Origin of the sequence: Flavobacterium sp. N502540 (assembly GCF_025947365.1) — a bacterium.
Lineage (GTDB): Bacteria > Bacteroidota > Bacteroidia > Flavobacteriales > Flavobacteriaceae > Flavobacterium.
In genome coordinates this window covers 233,941-249,746 of sequence record NZ_CP110012.1, presented here as the reverse complement: position 1 = coordinate 249,746, position 15,806 = coordinate 233,941, and the positions used below count along the sequence as shown (strand labels likewise).

At 35.8% G+C, this 15,806-nt stretch carries 12 protein-coding genes; 7 read left to right on the top strand and 5 right to left on the bottom strand.

What is annotated here, in order from left to right; translation table 11 throughout:
- Position 1: 1 nt before the first annotated feature.
- The 4 genes from OLM58_RS01100 to OLM58_RS01085 all read right to left on the bottom strand — a co-directional run bounded on the left by OLM58_RS01100 (position 2) and on the right by OLM58_RS01085 (position 3,737).
- Entirely contained in the window at positions 2–490 is a 489-nt protein-coding gene (locus tag OLM58_RS01100; protein WP_264530851.1) for a TlpA family protein disulfide reductase, read from the bottom strand.
- A gap of 64 nt (positions 491–554) precedes the next feature.
- Positions 555–935 carry a heavy-metal-associated domain-containing protein gene (locus OLM58_RS01095; protein ID WP_264530850.1) on the bottom strand — a complete coding sequence of 127 codons (381 nt, stop codon included), beginning with the start codon at positions 933–935 and terminating at the stop codon, positions 555–557.
- A 161-nt stretch (positions 936–1,096) separates the two neighbouring features.
- Positions 1,097–1,450 carry a hypothetical protein gene (locus OLM58_RS01090; RefSeq protein ID WP_202703609.1) on the bottom strand — a complete coding sequence of 118 codons (354 nt, stop codon included), beginning with the start codon at positions 1,448–1,450 and terminating at the stop codon, positions 1,097–1,099.
- 271 nt (positions 1,451–1,721) lie between these two features.
- A complete protein-coding gene (locus tag OLM58_RS01085) occupies positions 1,722–3,737 on the bottom strand; it encodes a hypothetical protein (protein WP_264530849.1) in 2,016 nt (671 codons plus the stop codon).
- An 844-nt stretch (positions 3,738–4,581) separates the two neighbouring features.
- Between OLM58_RS01085 and OLM58_RS01080 the strand changes: the two genes are divergently transcribed.
- Entirely contained in the window at positions 4,582–6,780 is a 2,199-nt protein-coding gene (locus tag OLM58_RS01080) for an alpha-galactosidase (protein WP_264530848.1), read from the top strand.
- A gap of 318 nt (positions 6,781–7,098) precedes the next feature.
- Here OLM58_RS01080 and OLM58_RS01075 read toward each other — a convergent pair whose 3' ends face one another.
- Positions 7,099–9,813, bottom strand: coding sequence for a S8 family serine peptidase (locus OLM58_RS01075; RefSeq protein WP_264530847.1), 2,715 nt, complete (start codon positions 9,811–9,813; stop codon positions 7,099–7,101).
- A gap of 568 nt (positions 9,814–10,381) precedes the next feature.
- Here OLM58_RS01075 and OLM58_RS01070 point away from each other — a divergent pair.
- The 6 genes from OLM58_RS01070 to OLM58_RS01045 all read left to right on the top strand — a co-directional run bounded on the left by OLM58_RS01070 (position 10,382) and on the right by OLM58_RS01045 (position 15,793).
- Entirely contained in the window at positions 10,382–11,212 is an 831-nt protein-coding gene (locus OLM58_RS01070; protein WP_264530846.1) for a zinc-dependent metalloprotease, read from the top strand.
- Positions 11,213–11,457: 245 nt separating this feature from the next.
- Positions 11,458–12,441: a hypothetical protein gene (locus tag OLM58_RS01065; protein WP_264530845.1), complete on the top strand. Its 984-nt coding sequence runs from the start codon at positions 11,458–11,460 to the stop codon at positions 12,439–12,441.
- 252 nt (positions 12,442–12,693) lie between these two features.
- Positions 12,694–13,482, top strand: coding sequence for an SDR family NAD(P)-dependent oxidoreductase (locus tag OLM58_RS01060; protein ID WP_264530844.1), 789 nt, complete (start codon positions 12,694–12,696; stop codon positions 13,480–13,482).
- 231 nt (positions 13,483–13,713) lie between these two features.
- On the top strand, positions 13,714–14,520 hold the full coding sequence (locus OLM58_RS01055) for a phytanoyl-CoA dioxygenase family protein (protein ID WP_264530843.1): 807 nt from the start codon (positions 13,714–13,716) through the stop codon (positions 14,518–14,520).
- 153 nt (positions 14,521–14,673) lie between these two features.
- Entirely contained in the window at positions 14,674–15,360 is a 687-nt protein-coding gene (locus OLM58_RS01050; RefSeq protein ID WP_264530842.1) for a CDP-alcohol phosphatidyltransferase family protein, read from the top strand.
- A 1-nt stretch (position 15,361) separates the two neighbouring features.
- Positions 15,362–15,793 (top strand): GtrA family protein, encoded by a 432-nt coding sequence (locus OLM58_RS01045; protein WP_264530841.1) that lies wholly within the window; start codon positions 15,362–15,364, stop codon positions 15,791–15,793.
- Positions 15,794–15,806 lie beyond the last annotated feature (13 nt).

The following is a 15,806-nucleotide window of genomic DNA, read 5'->3' as shown; positions in this document are numbered from 1 at the left end:
CTTATTTTTTGTTTTTTTTAATTTGAGCAATTATTTGAGCTTCTGTTGGATTGATGGCAACTAGTTTTCCTGACGCATCAAAAAGAAAAGCAGAAGGCAGCGCTTCAACTCCGAAAGTCAGAGCTGTTTTGGCTTCAAAACCTTTTGGATCAATTAATTGCTGGTGTTTCATTTTGTCTTTTTCAATGGCTTTCAACCATTTTGTTTTGTCGTTATCGATTGATATTCCAACGATTTCAAAATTCTGATCTTTGTATTGGTCGTACATTTTAACCAGCTTTTTGTTGGCCAGTCGACAAGGAGCACACCAGGATGCCCAGAAGTCTACTAAAACCGTTTTTCCTTTGAAAGAATTTAGTTTGGTTGCAGTATTCTTATTGTTTTGCAGTTGAACATCCGGAAAACTGTCTCCTACTTTTATTTGTGCATTCGTTATAGAAACGACAGCTAAAAGGGTGAATAGTGTGATTATATTTTTTATTTTGAACATGATTTCTTTTTTTATGTTTGCTCGCAATTGATTTTAAATAAAAAGGTTACGAACAAAATGGTTTTTAATGATGTGACGATGAAGTACTTTGTTTTTTATCGCCTGGTTCTCTGTCGTATTGACAACATCCATGTAGTTCGTCATAAACCGCATTTGGAGCCGTAAATTTTTCATTATCGTATCCTGCATCAGCTATGCGTTTTAGAATGGAATCAAGATTCGTTTTTTGAGCATCGTAAGTAATAGTAGCGATTTTGGTGTCTTCGTTCCAGATTACTTTGGCTTCTTTATTAACGTTTGCGGCAGTTTCGATCACTTTTTTGCACATGCTGCAGTTACCGTTTACTTTTACTTTTTCAGTGGTTTTATTTTTAATTTGAGCGCTGGCGAAAGTAACTGATAGTAATAGAGACATTGCCATCAATAATTTTGTTATTGAGTTCATTGTATGTAATTTTTTTTGGATGAATTAATCCTAAAGCATAGCAGAAACTATAGCAAATACAGCTATCTCTGGCAATAGATTAAGATTAAAAAATAGTTTTGAATTTAAGCCTTAAAAAAGACTTTTGGATAAGACAGACCTTTGGCTGTCACAAAAGAAATCTAGCTTATTTTAGGTGGAAGCCAGATCGAACGGAAATCTGAAGAAATAAAGATTTCGGAATAAAAGTAAGTTTGTTTTTTTTCAGAAAAACCAAAAAGAGAATGGTTTTCTACCTGAAAGATTGCCATTGGCGAAAAAGCACAGCTACTGGTTGGCGTACAGGAATTCCCCATGCAGCTCTTATCACAGCCATGTTTTTTGTCTTTCGAATCTTTTTTGCTGCAACAATCTTTTGCAGCGGATTCTTTTTTGCAACATGACATTTCTTTTTTTGTTCCATGCGCATACGTAAACGTTGGTCCCATCAGGAAACCAATCGTAACGAATAGCAGTATGTAAAACTTTTTTGTCATAGTTGAAGGCAAAGATATTTTTATTTGCCGGGTTCGCTTGTTAATTTTTTTGTAAATATTTTAGAAAAAACACAAGATGGTAGGGTTTTCTCTTTTGACGTTCATATACTTTGATACACCAATTCTAATTAATGTTTTGCAATTCAGAGAGAATGAATACCTGACGTTTAATAACAAAACATTAAGTAGAACTAAAAACCAGCAGTTGAAATCTGATCGGTACATCAAAGTTTTTGTGAAATAAGAAGTCGTTTGTAATTTGGAGCTTGCTTTATTGAAGATTGATATTGACTGTACTTCCGTCTTTGATAACTTTCTTAACGATTGTTTTTTTGCCTTCAGAGATTGTTATTTTTAGTTTTTTATCGACTCTTTCCACTGTAATATCAAAATCATGTTCAAATGCATTGATGTGGCGCAATTTCATCATGGGCCAGGATTTAGGAAGACGTGGAGTGAAGTGAAACGAGTTCAGAGCTGTAGGTCGGATACCAAACAATCCTTCGGTGAAAATTCGGCAATACAATCCGCTTTCTGCTGAAAGATGACGCTGATCACCTTCGGGATAGGCTTCTACAGGGTAGGGAACATGATCCCCTAACAAACGACGGTTGGAATAGTAATGCAGAAAATCCAGTGCTTTGTCTGTTTCACCAGCGGCGAGAACGCCTCTTAGAGCATACAAAGTCGAACGATCCCAGAAAATTTTGTCACCCGCAATACTGGCAAGACCATCTTTTGTCCATAACCTTGGCGAGAATAAGGCGTTTATAGTTCCTTCTTTTCGGTCGTAAATACCCATCGCGAGCGGGGTACAGATCCAGGCTCTTAGAATATCATTTTCTTTGTAGTATTTGTAGGTTTCAAAACCTTCGACTTTAGTCCCGAAATACTTCTCAATAGCTGCCTTTAATTTTTCAGCTTCTGCTTTATAGGTTTTAAGCTGTGCTTCGTTTTTTCCTAAAGCTTTACCCAAATAAACAGCAGAATTCAAAGCATCATAATATAAAGAAGAGGTGTTTAAATTGGCCTTTCCGGCAGGAAGACGGCCTTCAAGTTCATCAGAATCGGATGTTACAATACCATCAGAATTTAATTTTCTATGGCAATATTCCAGGCACCATTCGATCAAGGGCCATAATTGTTTGGCTTCATCTGCATTTCCTCTCGAAAGCGCATAACGCGAAGCTCCATAAGCAATCATAGCACCATCGCCACGATCACCGGCCCCGGCCCAAATATCAGTTCCTTCGGCTACAATCGAACTCGGAATAGGTTGGTATTCTTTGTTCATAAATTTTGCAAATTGCAAATAAGCATTTAAGGAGGCCCGATTACCATATTCATATCCTAAAAAAGGAAAAAACGGACCTATATATTCAGCCTGATCATTGGCCCAGATAGCAGCATAGTAAGATTCTCCTCCCGGACCATGCATAGGACCGCCTTTGGTTTCAAAAATACTTTCGGAAGCTCTGATTTTAGCAAAGGCAAATTCAGTATTTAAAACGGGATCCGGCGTTTCTAAGATCAGTTTACTCCATATTTGATTAATGAATTGGGTACGTTTTTCTTTTTCTTCTTCGGCATTTACAACAGGAACCTGCTCGTTTGTTTTGACACCCGAGTAGAAAACAGAAAAACGAACGACTTCATTGGTCTTAAGATTAAAACTCCCGGAATTAGCGAGGTCAACATGCAAAGCATAACTGCCTTCCGTTCCTTTTGCCGAATCTGTGGTATAAACGGTATTCGATTTTGGAATTTCTACAACACAGGTTTTTTCGGATATGTTTTTAAGGGTATAAATTTCACAATAACCGGCTAAAGTTGTCGACGGGAAAAATTGTCGGGTCAATTCCAGTGTATTACCGACTTTACTCTTAACATGCAATGTTCCGTCCAGAGTTAGTGAAGTCACCTTTTCTGCCACAATCGGTTTGTAGTTTACGGTGACCAAATTAAATCCGTCCTGTACAAACCTTCGTGTTAAACTGGCATGAGTATTATTAGGGATGGTTCTGAGCATGGGCCAGACCAAACTGCGGGTAGCATGGAACGAACCATCCGCCGCAACGCCATACCTTAGAACACAGGAGATTTTTTTACCACTCATTTCAATATGATCGTCATGCGGAATGTTGTTACTGATCTGCCAGGAAATAGTTCCGTCCGGATTGATTTGCCAGCGACGGTCTTCCTGCGAAAATGTTTTACCTATTATGGAGCAAAAAGCGACAAGGACGAATAGAATGTGTTTTTGTTTTTTCTCAAAGAATCTCTTCATTAGAATTGTTTTTTATAGATATTGAATAATTACCGCCAGCAGCTTGTTATTTATCGTATTAGTAGTATTTGTTTGTGTTGTTTTTAGATAAATTTTTTATTGGTTTTGTTTTAAAGACGTAGTTGCTTTTTGTCCTGAATTAACAACTGTTCGTGAATTTTCGATGTCATCTTTTTTCTACTGACGGTAATTTTCATTATTTAGGAGTATAGTTTTATAGCTATTGTTTAGTCCAAAAGTATAAATGTTCTTTTCTTTAAGGGAGCAGTTCCTACCGGTTTTTTTGAGGATACTTAGAAAGCACCGATAAACAGGAAAAGTAAAGTGGGTAATATAGGATTAGGTAGTAGAAAGTTAAGATTGGTTTACGATGAAGGATTTTTTACGTTTTGCGAAAATAAAAACCAATCGGATTGTTCAACAGTGAGGAAAAAGTTGAGGTTGCCTACAGTACAAAAAGGACCGGAAATAGTAAAGTTAAAAGATTAAAAATACTGTTGTTGTGAGGTTCTTTTCCGGGTTTGAAAAATCCGCTTTTCGAGATAGAAGAAATATAGGTTTTGCTCCGAAGAATATAAAATGATATTTCATTAGATTTTTTACTTTATTAGTAGTAATGATCTTTTAAAGGATGAAAAGAGGGTAATATACTATCAGAATTGAAGATGGATGTTGTTTAAGAAAAATGCTTTTTATAATAAGTCAGAACAAACTGGTAGGTACCGGTGTGTACGGATGCTTGATTGTTATACTTTTGAAACTCATTTTAGATTAAAGGAATAAAATAAAGAATACCACAAACCAACCATAAGAAACAACCACTTACTATTATCGAACCCTTTTTATGAAAAAAATACTATTTCTACTAGTCCTTACATTTCTGTTTTGCAAAGTTAATGCGCAGGAAGAACAAATTCAGATCGAAACTCAAAATACGGCTTTGATTTTAAAGGTAGGAAAGAACGGTTTGCTTTATCAATCTTATTTAGGGACAAAACTAAGAGATAATTCAGGATACAATGTGGTTTCGAAAGAGAGTACAAAAACATTTGTCGTTAACGACGGAAATCCGCTGGTCAATTTAAGGCATCAGGCTTACCCGACTTTTGGAACAGAGAATTTGTTTGAACCCGCAATTCGAATGACTCATAATGACGGTAATCCCTCTCTGGAATTAAAGTATGTAAGCCATAGTACACAAAAACTAGATGTTAATACGACTGAAACTATTATCAAACTTAAAGATCCTGTATATCCGGTAGAAGTTACACTGCATTATAAGGCTTTTTATAACGAGAATACAATAGAACAATGGACTGAAATTGTACACCATGAAAAGAAACCGGTTATGTTATACAATTATGCGTCATCAATGCTGCATTTTGATGCCGATCATTATTGGCTGACTCAATTTCACGGAGACTGGGCTAAAGAAGCTCGCATGCAGGAAAGTGAATTAACGAGTGGTACGAAGGTAATTGACTCGAAATTAGGGGTTCGTACCGATATGTATCAAACACCGGTTTTCTTTCTGTCTTTAAATGCTAAAGCCAATGAGAATTCGGGTGAGCTTGTAGCAGGAACGATTGCCTGGTCCGGAAATTTTAAGTTTGCTTTTGAATTGGATAATAAAAATTCGCTTCGAATCAGTTCCGGAATCAATCCGTTTGCTTCTGAGTATAATCTTCAGCCCGGAAAAGTATTTACAACACCTTCTTTTATTTATACTTTTTCGAATAAAGGGAAGGGGCAGGCGAGTAGAAACCTGCATTCATGGGCCAAAAAGTACGGAGTGAAAGATGGAGAAAAATCCCGTCTGACCTTATTGAACAATTGGGAAACAACCTTCTTCAATTTTGATGAAAAAAAATTGACCGATATGTTTGCTGATTCCAAAACGTTGGGCGTTGACATGTTCTTGCTGGATGATGGCTGGTTTGGAAATAAATATCCAAGAAGCGGCGATAAATCAGGACTTGGAGATTGGCAGGCTACTAAAACAAAGCTGCCAAATGGTATTGGTTTCCTGATGCAGGAGGCTGAAAAAACAGGAATAAAGTTCGGAATTTGGATCGAACCCGAAATGGTGAATCCGAAAAGTGAATTGTATGAGAAACATCTGGATTGGGTATTGAAATTGCCCAATCGACCGGAAAGTTATTACCGTACCCAATTGGTTTTAGATTTATGTAATCCGCAGGTGCAGGATTTCGTATTCAAAACAGTAGACGATATTATGCAGACAAAACAAGGGGTAGCTTTCTTTAAATGGGATTGCAACAGAATGATGACTAATGCTTATTCTGCCTATCTGAAAAATCAGCAATCACATTTGTTCATTGAATACACCAGAGGTTTGTATAAAGTTTTGGACCGTATTAAAACGAAATATCCAAATTTACCCATGATGCTTTGTGCCGGAGGAGGAGGCAGAACCGATTACGGATTACTTCAATATTTTACAGAGTTTTGGGCAAGCGACAATACCGATCCTTTCAACAGAGTATTCATACAATGGGGATATTCGCAGTTTTTTCCCGCCTTCTCAATTTGTAACCATGTGACCTCTTGGGGAAATCAATCCATCAAATTCAAAACTGATGTAGCGATGATGGGTAAATTAGGTTTTGATATTAATGTAAAAGAACTGAAAGAAAAAGAATTGAAATATTGCCAGGAAGCCGTAGCCAATTACAAACGATTGAGTCCGGTAATTTGGCATGGCGACCTGTACCGAATGATTTCTCCTTATGAGGAAAGCCGTGCCGTATTAATGTATGTGAACGAGTCAAAAAGCAAAGCGGTTTTGTTCTCCTACACGCTTCATCCGCTTTATGATCCCCAATATAATCCGGTTCGTTTTCAAGGTTTAGATCCAAATAAAACCTATAAAGTGGAAGAAATAAACCTAATGCCCGAAGCAAAGAAATCAGTCGAAGAATCCGGAGAATCTTTTACGGGAGATTATTTAATGAATGTTGGTTTACGGGTTTCTTCGTCTAAGGCCGAAACCAGCGTTGTTCTCGAAATTACTGAATTGTAGTTAAATTAGTTTTTTGTATAGACGAAAAGCCTTTCGATGGGAAAATCTCCATTTCGAAGGGCTTTTTTATTTTAATAGTGAAGCAGAAAGGAAATAGCTTCAAATGATAATTATTACCAGTTTGGTGTTTTGAAAAGTAATAGCCACAGATTAGCGGATTAAAAAGATTCGAAAATCTGCAGACTCGAGCGATAGCGAACAGGCGAAGCAATCTGCAAGATCTGCGTGTGAAAAAAAATCTTAGACATAGAAACATTTAAAACCTGTCGGGTTTAAATATCAAATGTAAAAAAGCATCATAGATTATAAGGAAGCAGTTTAAAAAACGGCAATTTTTCCGGTTTGTATCCCACCGGAACTTGTTACTATTTTATAGAGATAAATTCCCGAAGGTGTATTTTTTAAATTGATACTATTGATTTTAGAAAGAAATGAAGAAGTAATAATATTTTGTCCGCTAACATTGTAGAGATAAAAAGTAGCAGCTTCCTCTTTTTTGGCTTCAATATTTAATTCTTCATTTTTACTTAATAATGTTGGGTAAATCAAAAACAAATCATCACCTAAATAGTTAGCATCAATAATTTGGGAACTTACGGTAGTATTGCTCCCTAATAGTATATTGATTTTATATTTATTACTGCCTTTTATTGGCGTTTTATCCAGAAAAGAAAATGTTTTTGATTGGATGTCGTTTAGAGTAGTAATCACACTTTCGACTGAATTATTAATCTTCACTAAATCTATTCTTTTGATGTTGTACAAGCTAAAAACACTGGCACTGATCTTTATTTGATCTTCTTCGAAAACTTCTGCTGAAGCCAATTCGAAGTAGCAATTTGAGTTTTGATCATACTGTAAGGTCGACTCACTTTTTATTCCTTCGCTATCATTTATCACAGGAGTAACCGTATAAATTTTCGCGTCAGTATAGGCATAATTGTTGTTCGTTATTTGTTCTTTAAACTCTAAACGGTCATTTGTCAGTTGGTAAATTTTAAAGGAAGCAACATCCGCAGGTTTGTCCCAATTAATTTCTGTTGTGCCATCGCATACTAAACTGGTTCTAATGTTTAAATCATAAGAAACCGTAAAGGGATCCGAAACATAATCCGTATTGCCAATGGTCATTTTCAGTTTTGCTTTCGAGAATTTTTTCTCTGCAGGAGTATAATTAAACTGCTCACTATCTAAATTGATGCTATTTGCTATAATTTCCCAGGTTTGTCCATTATTGTAACTGATTGATAATTGACCGGAAGAACCAGAGAAGGAAGAGCTCCATTTGAAAGGAGAAATTATTTTACCATCATAAGGGAAATTATCATTAGTTACAGGGTAATTCCATTCAAAACGATTTTCCAGCTCATATTCATAGGCGATACTGTAATCCTGAGAAGCATTTGAGACGTATACGCCATTAACAACAATAGTATAGGTGCCGGATGTAGGATTGTCAATCGATACCTGTTCGATGGTATTCAGTTTGTCTTTTCCTTTAGTGGCAGGTTGTTGCGGAATTTCAGGATTTAGAACCCAGGGTAAAAAAGTAGTAGGATCGGCTGAAATAACTTCGAGATCTAAATCGTTTACCAGACTTATATTACTATTGATCGCTGCGGGTAAGTCGTTCCATACTAATGTTATTTTTAAGTTTTTCGCATTAGAAGGAACTGTAATAGTATGTGAGTTCGTTTGACCGGAAGCCAATTTATCGGTTATAAATCTGTTTTCACTAATCGTTTTCAGACATTTATCAGCATTGATGTTGCCATAACCATAGGTGAAATCAGGACCGGGGTTACCCAAATCTTTTGCACTATTAATTAGAATGGCTTTCGTTAAGGCATTAGACAAAGCAGTATTGGTTGTCGTTTTATATTGTTGCTTCATAAGAGTGATAATCCCTGTGGCCAATGCAGTAGAATTGGATGTCCCTTGTGAGCTGTAAGCGACTAATTCCGGTTTTATTCTGCCATCATAAGTAGGACCCTTCGACGAAAAAGACAGGATGACCTCATTCTGATCTACACAACCAAAGGCAATACTATTTTTAGATTGTTTGAAATTACCAGTAATAGATTTATAGCCTTCCAGTCCTTTATTACCGGAGGAAAAACAATGAGTCAAATTGGGATTTAATGCCAATTGATTGTCGTAAGCATTTGCGAGTGACCCATAAAAATTCTCAATCACGGTACCATAAGAATGATTTTGAGTGGTGGCACCTTGTAAAGTTGCTATTTCATCAGGATAGAGATTCAAAAAGTCAGACGATTGCAGCTTCGCTTTTAGGGCGATCCCTTTTCCTAAAACAGAACTATTTCCCAATCCGGAAACTATAGTGGCCATAGCAGTTGCATGGCTGGATACGGTAGAAGATTGTGTTGACGAAGGAATATGTTTATGGAAGAGATCAACATCTTTTAGATCAAAAAGATCATCCTTGATAGAGGCAATTTGATTTTCGCCTGTAAGAAGAGGGAAATTAGTAATTGCTTTATTTACGGCATTAATAGTGAAATTTTGATCCGTTATTTTTGATTCGCTTTCAGGTTGCAGCGCCTCTTGTGAAACTGCAGTGACGCTGCTCAAGGAAATAATCTTGTCAAGAATCGTTTTGGAATCACTTTCCAGGATTACAAGATGATCATCAAGTATTTTAATAACAGAAATGTTCGCCAGCTTCAAATCAGCAAGCAAGGATTCAATAGCATTAGTGGCTATGATGTATTTTTGGTGTTCTTGATGATTTGAAAAATGGGATGGCAATTTCCACAGATTATTAACGGGAAGTATCTCTTTCAACGATCGATTGTATTTTGAACTTTTATTTTCAACAATACAATAGGTAGCGTCTAATTTTTTTACAATAGTATACTGATTGCGATGTGCATTTTCTATAGCGGTAAGAGAGTATTTTTCAAATGTTTCATCACTTTCTTTCTTTAAGTATTGTTCCCATTTTTTTGCGTTTTGCGACAGACAGATTGTCGTTACTATAAAAAGGAAAAACGTAATTTTTATCTTCATTTACTGTAGGTGTTAGGGCAATTGTAATCATTTTGGTCAATATTTTAACGAAAGCAGGCTTTTTTAGCGGTGTATTGTTTTTTTGTTTAAGATAAAAACCTTTTTTAAATCCTTCTAATTGAATTGAATATCGTCGCTAAAAAATCAAAGTTATCAAAATATTTGTAAAAATTTTATTCGTTTTTCTTTCGTTCGAAATTCCTGATTTTGGAAGGTTAAGTCCACTTTTAAGAGCTTTCAGTTGTATTTCAAAGCCGTCATAAGTTTATCAGATTCGTTTTCACCCGCGAAGTATACGAAATCTAAAATTAATAATTTTGTAGGTTTTGTTTTGGGGTAAGATGTTGATTTGTAATCGATTGCTTGTTTTTATTGGGTTCATAGTGAATTTTATGCGATTATCGCATAAAAAATTAGGAAATAATTTAACAAAATACATTTAATTTGTTAAATTATTGTTTTTATAAGTATTTTAATACTAAATCTATGTAGTTTTGACAATAAAGTAGTAATATTTTGTAAAGACCCTAAAAATATCAACTTATTTAACTAACCAAAACACTTTTAAATGAAAACAATTAAAACAACCTTACTTTTGTCGTGTATAGCGCTATCGCTATTGTCTTGTAATAAAGAGGATGAGGTAACTCAACCAAACAAAGAAGCTCTAACAGTATCACAAGATGTGTTAGATAAAATTAGCTCACTTGCATTGAACAATAATGATGTTCAGGTAATTAAAAATACCAAATTAGACGGTACCACTGAAGATGCTTACCTGGTGGAAGGTGACATCATCATCACTGAAGAGCAATTGAAAAAAATGGATCTTCACGGAGGTATCACAACGGAGCAATACCGCACTACTAATTTAGTAGCTGCTCCAAAAACTATTAAAATTGTTGGATTAACCGGAACAGGTACAACAGCTCTTTCTGCTAACATGCAAGCCGGATTACGTGCAGCAGTGAACAGATATAATAGTTTAGGATTGACTATTAACTTTACACTAACTTTCGGTTCAAGTACTACAGGTGCAAACATAGTAGTAAGAAGACAATCCGGAGGTGCCGGTGGAGTAGCCGGATTCCCTACTGGAGGAAATCCTTTTAACTCAGTTACATTGTATTCTGGATTAGATACTTATTCTGTGAATGTAAACGCACACGTAGCAGCGCACGAAATTGGTCACTGTATTGGTTTACGTCATACAGACTATTTTAGCCGTCAAAGCTGTGGACAAAATTCAAACGAAGGAGCTGCTGGTGTTGGAGCAATTCATATTCCGGGAACTCCTACAGGATACGATTCAACTTCATACATGAGAGCATGTTTCAGCTCAAATGAAACAGGAGCTTTCAATGCTAACGACGTTACAGCTCTGAATTATCTATATTAGAAGTTGAATTAGAGGCGTCCTTTGCAAAATATTCGAGGCTGTTCCGTAATTGGAGCAGCCTCACTTTGTTTTTAGTAACTGCTTAGACTTTTTATGATGGATGGGAGGATTAAATACCTTGTATCCATGCTGACTTTTTTGGATAATTTAAATAGTACATTAAAAATAAAACGGGTAATTCTACGTAGCTGTAAGATTATATTTTGTACTAGATTTATTACTTAAACCCTAATAATCGACAAATCATGCAAAACAATGAAAATTCACCCATTCCAATAGGATGGGTTGGCGGATTTCCGCCGGCAGGTTCCCCTATGTTGTATCCAACGCGGGATCTTTCCTCATTACCGATGTTGAGTAATATGGATAATATTAGTTTTTTACAACGTCAACTTGGTGTAAGGTGGCCTGAGTTTAGTTGGGAAACCCAAAAAGACAGTCCTAACAAGAGAAGATGTTACCAACAATTTGCGCCTTATATTTCCAGAGCCGGTTATACTGATGAAGGTCGGGTATATTCTGTTATCTGCCCTCAGCAGGGAGTCTGGCTTAAAGATGAAATTTGTATCAATGTTGAGGTTACGGTTACCGGACAAAGAGGCTGGGTGAACGAAGTAACAAAAGAGATCGCCATAGACATGACTGTTGAAGGTAAAATTTGGCTGACACCCAATGAACAACAAGGCGATAAGATAAAAGAGATTTGGCCGCTATTGGAATATAGTTTTCCAAAATTTCCATTGAATAAAGATAATGCCATAAGAGTTACTACACACAAGCAGAATGATCCTGATCAGCCCATCTTTGAAGTAATACACGGATTAAATCCTGAATTTGAAAATCCTCCGTTTGCATTACATGAGGGTAAAGCATTTGCTACTGCTTATCTTGCTGTTGAAATTGGAGATATTAAGCTGACAAAAGATAAAGTAGTTGATGATTTTAATCATTTAATCATGAAAGCTTTTAATATTGGTTCAGGAAATATGCTTCAGCCCGGAAATACCTTGTCATGGAATCTTTGGTTTACAGAACCCGCTTTGGTCAATAAGGAAGAGTGGAAAAATCATGCTGAATTTTGGAGAAACTCTATTGACGTACATCATTGCTCTCCAACCGGAAATGGTACTGATGCCCGATATTTTGACGGAAGTAAATTTAGCCCTGAAGCCAATGCAGTAGAGGAGATAATTAAGGAAATTATCAATTATGTTAGAAAACATCTTTAGGGTATTGAAAAAAATGACATATAAAAAAGGAAGGTATTCAATATCTTCCTTTTTTTTGTGGAGCCGTTGGAGTTACAATTGAATAACCTATACCTATTTTTAAAATGCAAATGGTTCCTTAAAAGTTGGCAGAATATCAAAAGAATAGTTGTTGAGAAAGCGGGGATTATATTCTTTATCTTATGAGTTAATAGGTAAGAATTAATCCGTTGGGAATAATTAATTTTTATATTTGAGAATTAAATGAATAAAATGAGCGAAAATAGTAAACCGTATGCCTTAGTAACCGGTGCCAGCAAAGGCATTGGAAAATCGATTGTTTATGAATTGGCTAAACAAGGTTATCCGCTATTGCTAGTGGCAAGAGGAGAAGACGAATTAAAAGCACTTTCTGATGATCTTCAGGTTGCATACGGCATCAACGCTCCAATTTTGGCAATTGATCTTTCAATAGCTGGTGCATCGCTAGCAGTTACCAATTGGGTAAAAATGAATAATTATCCGGTTGGCATTTTAGTTAACAATGCCGGTTATGGCGTGTGGGGCGATTTTAGTGAGTCTTCGCTGACCGATCAGCTTGGCATGATGCAGCTTAACATGAATGTGATTGTAGAACTTTCGCATTTATTAGTGCCCATACTTTCACAGGAAAGACAAGCCTACATTTTAAATATATCGAGTACCGCTGCCTACCAGGCTGTACCTACGCTGGCGGTTTATTCTGCTACAAAGGCTTTTGTTTTATCGTTTACCCGTGCCTTGCGTTTCGAACTTGCCAAAACTTCAATTTCAGTAACTTGTTTCAGTCCGGGCCCGGTTGATACCGGTTTTGCAGCAAGAGCTGGTCTAAATCCTTTTAACAAAATGGCAGAAAAGTTCAATATGCAGCCTAGTGAAGTTGCAAAAATGGCCGTAAAAGCCATGTTCAGCAAAAAATCAGAAGTTATTCCGGGTTTTACAAATATCATTTCGGTTTACGCCAACCGCTTGCTGCCAAAGGGATTTATCGAAAAAATGGCCGCCGGAATTTATAAAGTTTAATTTTTTTTCAAAAAAAAGTAAGAAAATATGCTTTGCAAAAGATAAATTATTATTACCTTCGTTTTAATATCTATTAATTCTATAGAGTATGTCTAGTAAAAGAAATATGTTTAGTTTTCCGAAAGAACGAATGCAAGTAAACAACATGCGAATGTGTCGCTGTTGTTGCTGTCGCTAATCTTTTAGATAAAATTACAAACACTATTATTTCATTTATTAAATATATTTATCATGGTACCTTCTTATAAAACCTTTACCCTTACAGAACAATTAACTGCTGAGCAAATTGACTTTTTTAACGAATATGGCTTTATTCATTTCAAAAAATTTATAAATCCGGAAACGGTTTCATCAATTATCGATGCCTCAAAACAAGTACAGCAAAAATGGATTGACAATGACCTTAAAAAGGTAAATGGTGTTCCAATTAAATACGGAAAAGATTTAGATGGTTCTCCTATTGTGCAGCGTTTTGCTTTTATCAATCAGCATCACCAAACCTTAAGCGGTCTTTTATTGGATCCAAGATTTAATAGTTTATTGCAATTAGCAGGCGATGACGCAAGATTAGGCACTGAAGAAAAAGACGGAATGGTTTTCAATCATTATATCAATGGGCCGGAAAGTAAGTTTACTAAAATGGGCTGGCACACAGATGGTTTGAGAGATATTTTTTATGGTGCAAAATTAAACCCGATGTTAAATGTGGGCATTCACTTAAGCACTTTGAAACCCGAAAATGGAGGTCTTAAAATTATTCCGGGTACTCATAAGCAAAGTATTTATCAAATGCTTTTTCGTAAAAAATACTTTTTAGATCATAACGCCGATTCAGAGGAAGTTTCCATCAATCCCGAAGCAGGAGATTTAACCATTCACGATGGCCGCTTGTGGCACAGAGTGGCAGAATCAACTATCCGTGGCGAAGAGAGTAGAAGGAGAGTTATTTATGTTCCAATAATAGCAGGAAAATACGCTCCTAAAAACGAGAATAGCCCAACGGTTTTTTATCAACGTTTTGCTGGAATTGTTAAGTAATATGCTGTTTGTCATCGCATTTAGTTATCTGGTTAGATCAGGTAAGCTAAAAAGAACTGCCGATTTTTTTAAAAATACGCCAAGAAAAGTAAAAGTAAAAATGGTTAAACTGGAATTAGCGATACTCTCAGGCTTACAAATATTGCGTTATTAATGGGAAAAGAAACACAACTTGAAGAGTACACTGCAATTGTACAAAGAGCATTTTCAGACCGTAAGCGAACTAATATTTTAAAAAAAACAGAACAGTTAACGATTGTATTTTTACTTCCAAAGGTACCTGAATTCATTTCGCCAAACGTACTTACTTTAATTGGTACACTTGGTTCAGGATTGATTTTTTTAGCTTTTGTTTTAGGGGCTTACCTAACCGATTGGTATTTGCTTTTGGCTATTTTGGGATTGATTATAAATTGGTTAGGCGATTCTTTAGATGGAAGATTGGCTTATTATAGAAATATTCCACGCCGTTGGTACGGTTTTGCACTCGATATCATTGCCGATTGGATTGGTATTGTATTTATAGGTTTTGGCTACTACATTTATGCTAAAAATGGTACACAAATAGTAGCCTTTGCTTTTGTCGCCTTGTACGGTTGGTCTATCATCATCATTCAGTTACGTTACAAAATTACAAATGAATACAGTATCGATTCCGGTTTTGTTGGTCCAACCGAGCTTCGATTTATTATTGCTTTAATTTTAATTATAGAAGTTTTATTTCATGGATCAATCACCTATTTGGCAGGCTTAATTACTATTATATTGTTCGTAATTAATACGATAGATAGTGTAAGGCTTTTAAAACTGGGTGATTTAAGAGATAAAAATCAGGACTGATATGTTCAGTAAAAAATCTATTTTTACTTTTCTGCAAGCACAAGTCGCGGCATTTTTAGGGGGCATTACCGATTATGGCCTGATGATTTTATTGACAGAAGTATTTCAATTGCATTTTGCCTTTTCTATTCTAATCTCCGGAACCGTTGGCGCAGTTATCAATTTCAGCATCAATAGATTTTGGGTGTTTAAAAATCAGTCGGGTTATAGCAGTCGCATCAACAGTCAGCTTTTTAAGTTTGCGTTGGTGGTATTAGGCAGTATTTCCTTAAAATCATTTGGTACCCTTATTTTTCAGAAAGTATTTCAAATCGATTATAGAATTGGAAGATTAATCACAGATAGTTTTGTTTCTTACGGATTTAATTATCCACTGATCAAATATTGGGTTTTTAGAGCAAACAAAAAACAGAACGTAGTCGAATCAAATTAGTATATAAATGTTT

Bases quoted from the DNA above. Each gene is read 5' to 3' on its own strand.
- OLM58_RS01060 (WP_264530844.1), top strand. From the start codon at position 12,694: ATGAGCGAAAATAGTAAACCGTATGCCTTAGTAACCGGTGCCAGCAAA.
- OLM58_RS01050 (WP_264530842.1), top strand. From the start codon at position 14,674: ATGGGAAAAGAAACACAACTTGAAGAGTACACTGCAATTGTACAAAGA.
- OLM58_RS01055 (WP_264530843.1), top strand. From the start codon at position 13,714: ATGGTACCTTCTTATAAAACCTTTACCCTTACAGAACAATTAACTGCT.
- OLM58_RS01065 (WP_264530845.1), top strand. From the start codon at position 11,458: ATGCAAAACAATGAAAATTCACCCATTCCAATAGGATGGGTTGGCGGA.
- OLM58_RS01080 (WP_264530848.1), top strand. From the start codon at position 4,582: ATGAAAAAAATACTATTTCTACTAGTCCTTACATTTCTGTTTTGCAAA.
- OLM58_RS01075 (WP_264530847.1), bottom strand. From the start codon at position 9,813: ATGAAGATAAAAATTACGTTTTTCCTTTTTATAGTAACGACAATCTGT.
- OLM58_RS01100 (WP_264530851.1), bottom strand. From the start codon at position 490: ATGTTCAAAATAAAAAATATAATCACACTATTCACCCTTTTAGCTGTC.
- OLM58_RS01095 (WP_264530850.1), bottom strand. From the start codon at position 935: ATGAACTCAATAACAAAATTATTGATGGCAATGTCTCTATTACTATCA.
- OLM58_RS01070 (WP_264530846.1), top strand. From the start codon at position 10,382: ATGAAAACAATTAAAACAACCTTACTTTTGTCGTGTATAGCGCTATCG.
- OLM58_RS01045 (WP_264530841.1), top strand. From the start codon at position 15,362: ATGTTCAGTAAAAAATCTATTTTTACTTTTCTGCAAGCACAAGTCGCG.
- OLM58_RS01085 (WP_264530849.1), bottom strand. From the start codon at position 3,737: ATGAAGAGATTCTTTGAGAAAAAACAAAAACACATTCTATTCGTCCTT.
- OLM58_RS01090 (WP_202703609.1), bottom strand. From the start codon at position 1,450: ATGACAAAAAAGTTTTACATACTGCTATTCGTTACGATTGGTTTCCTG.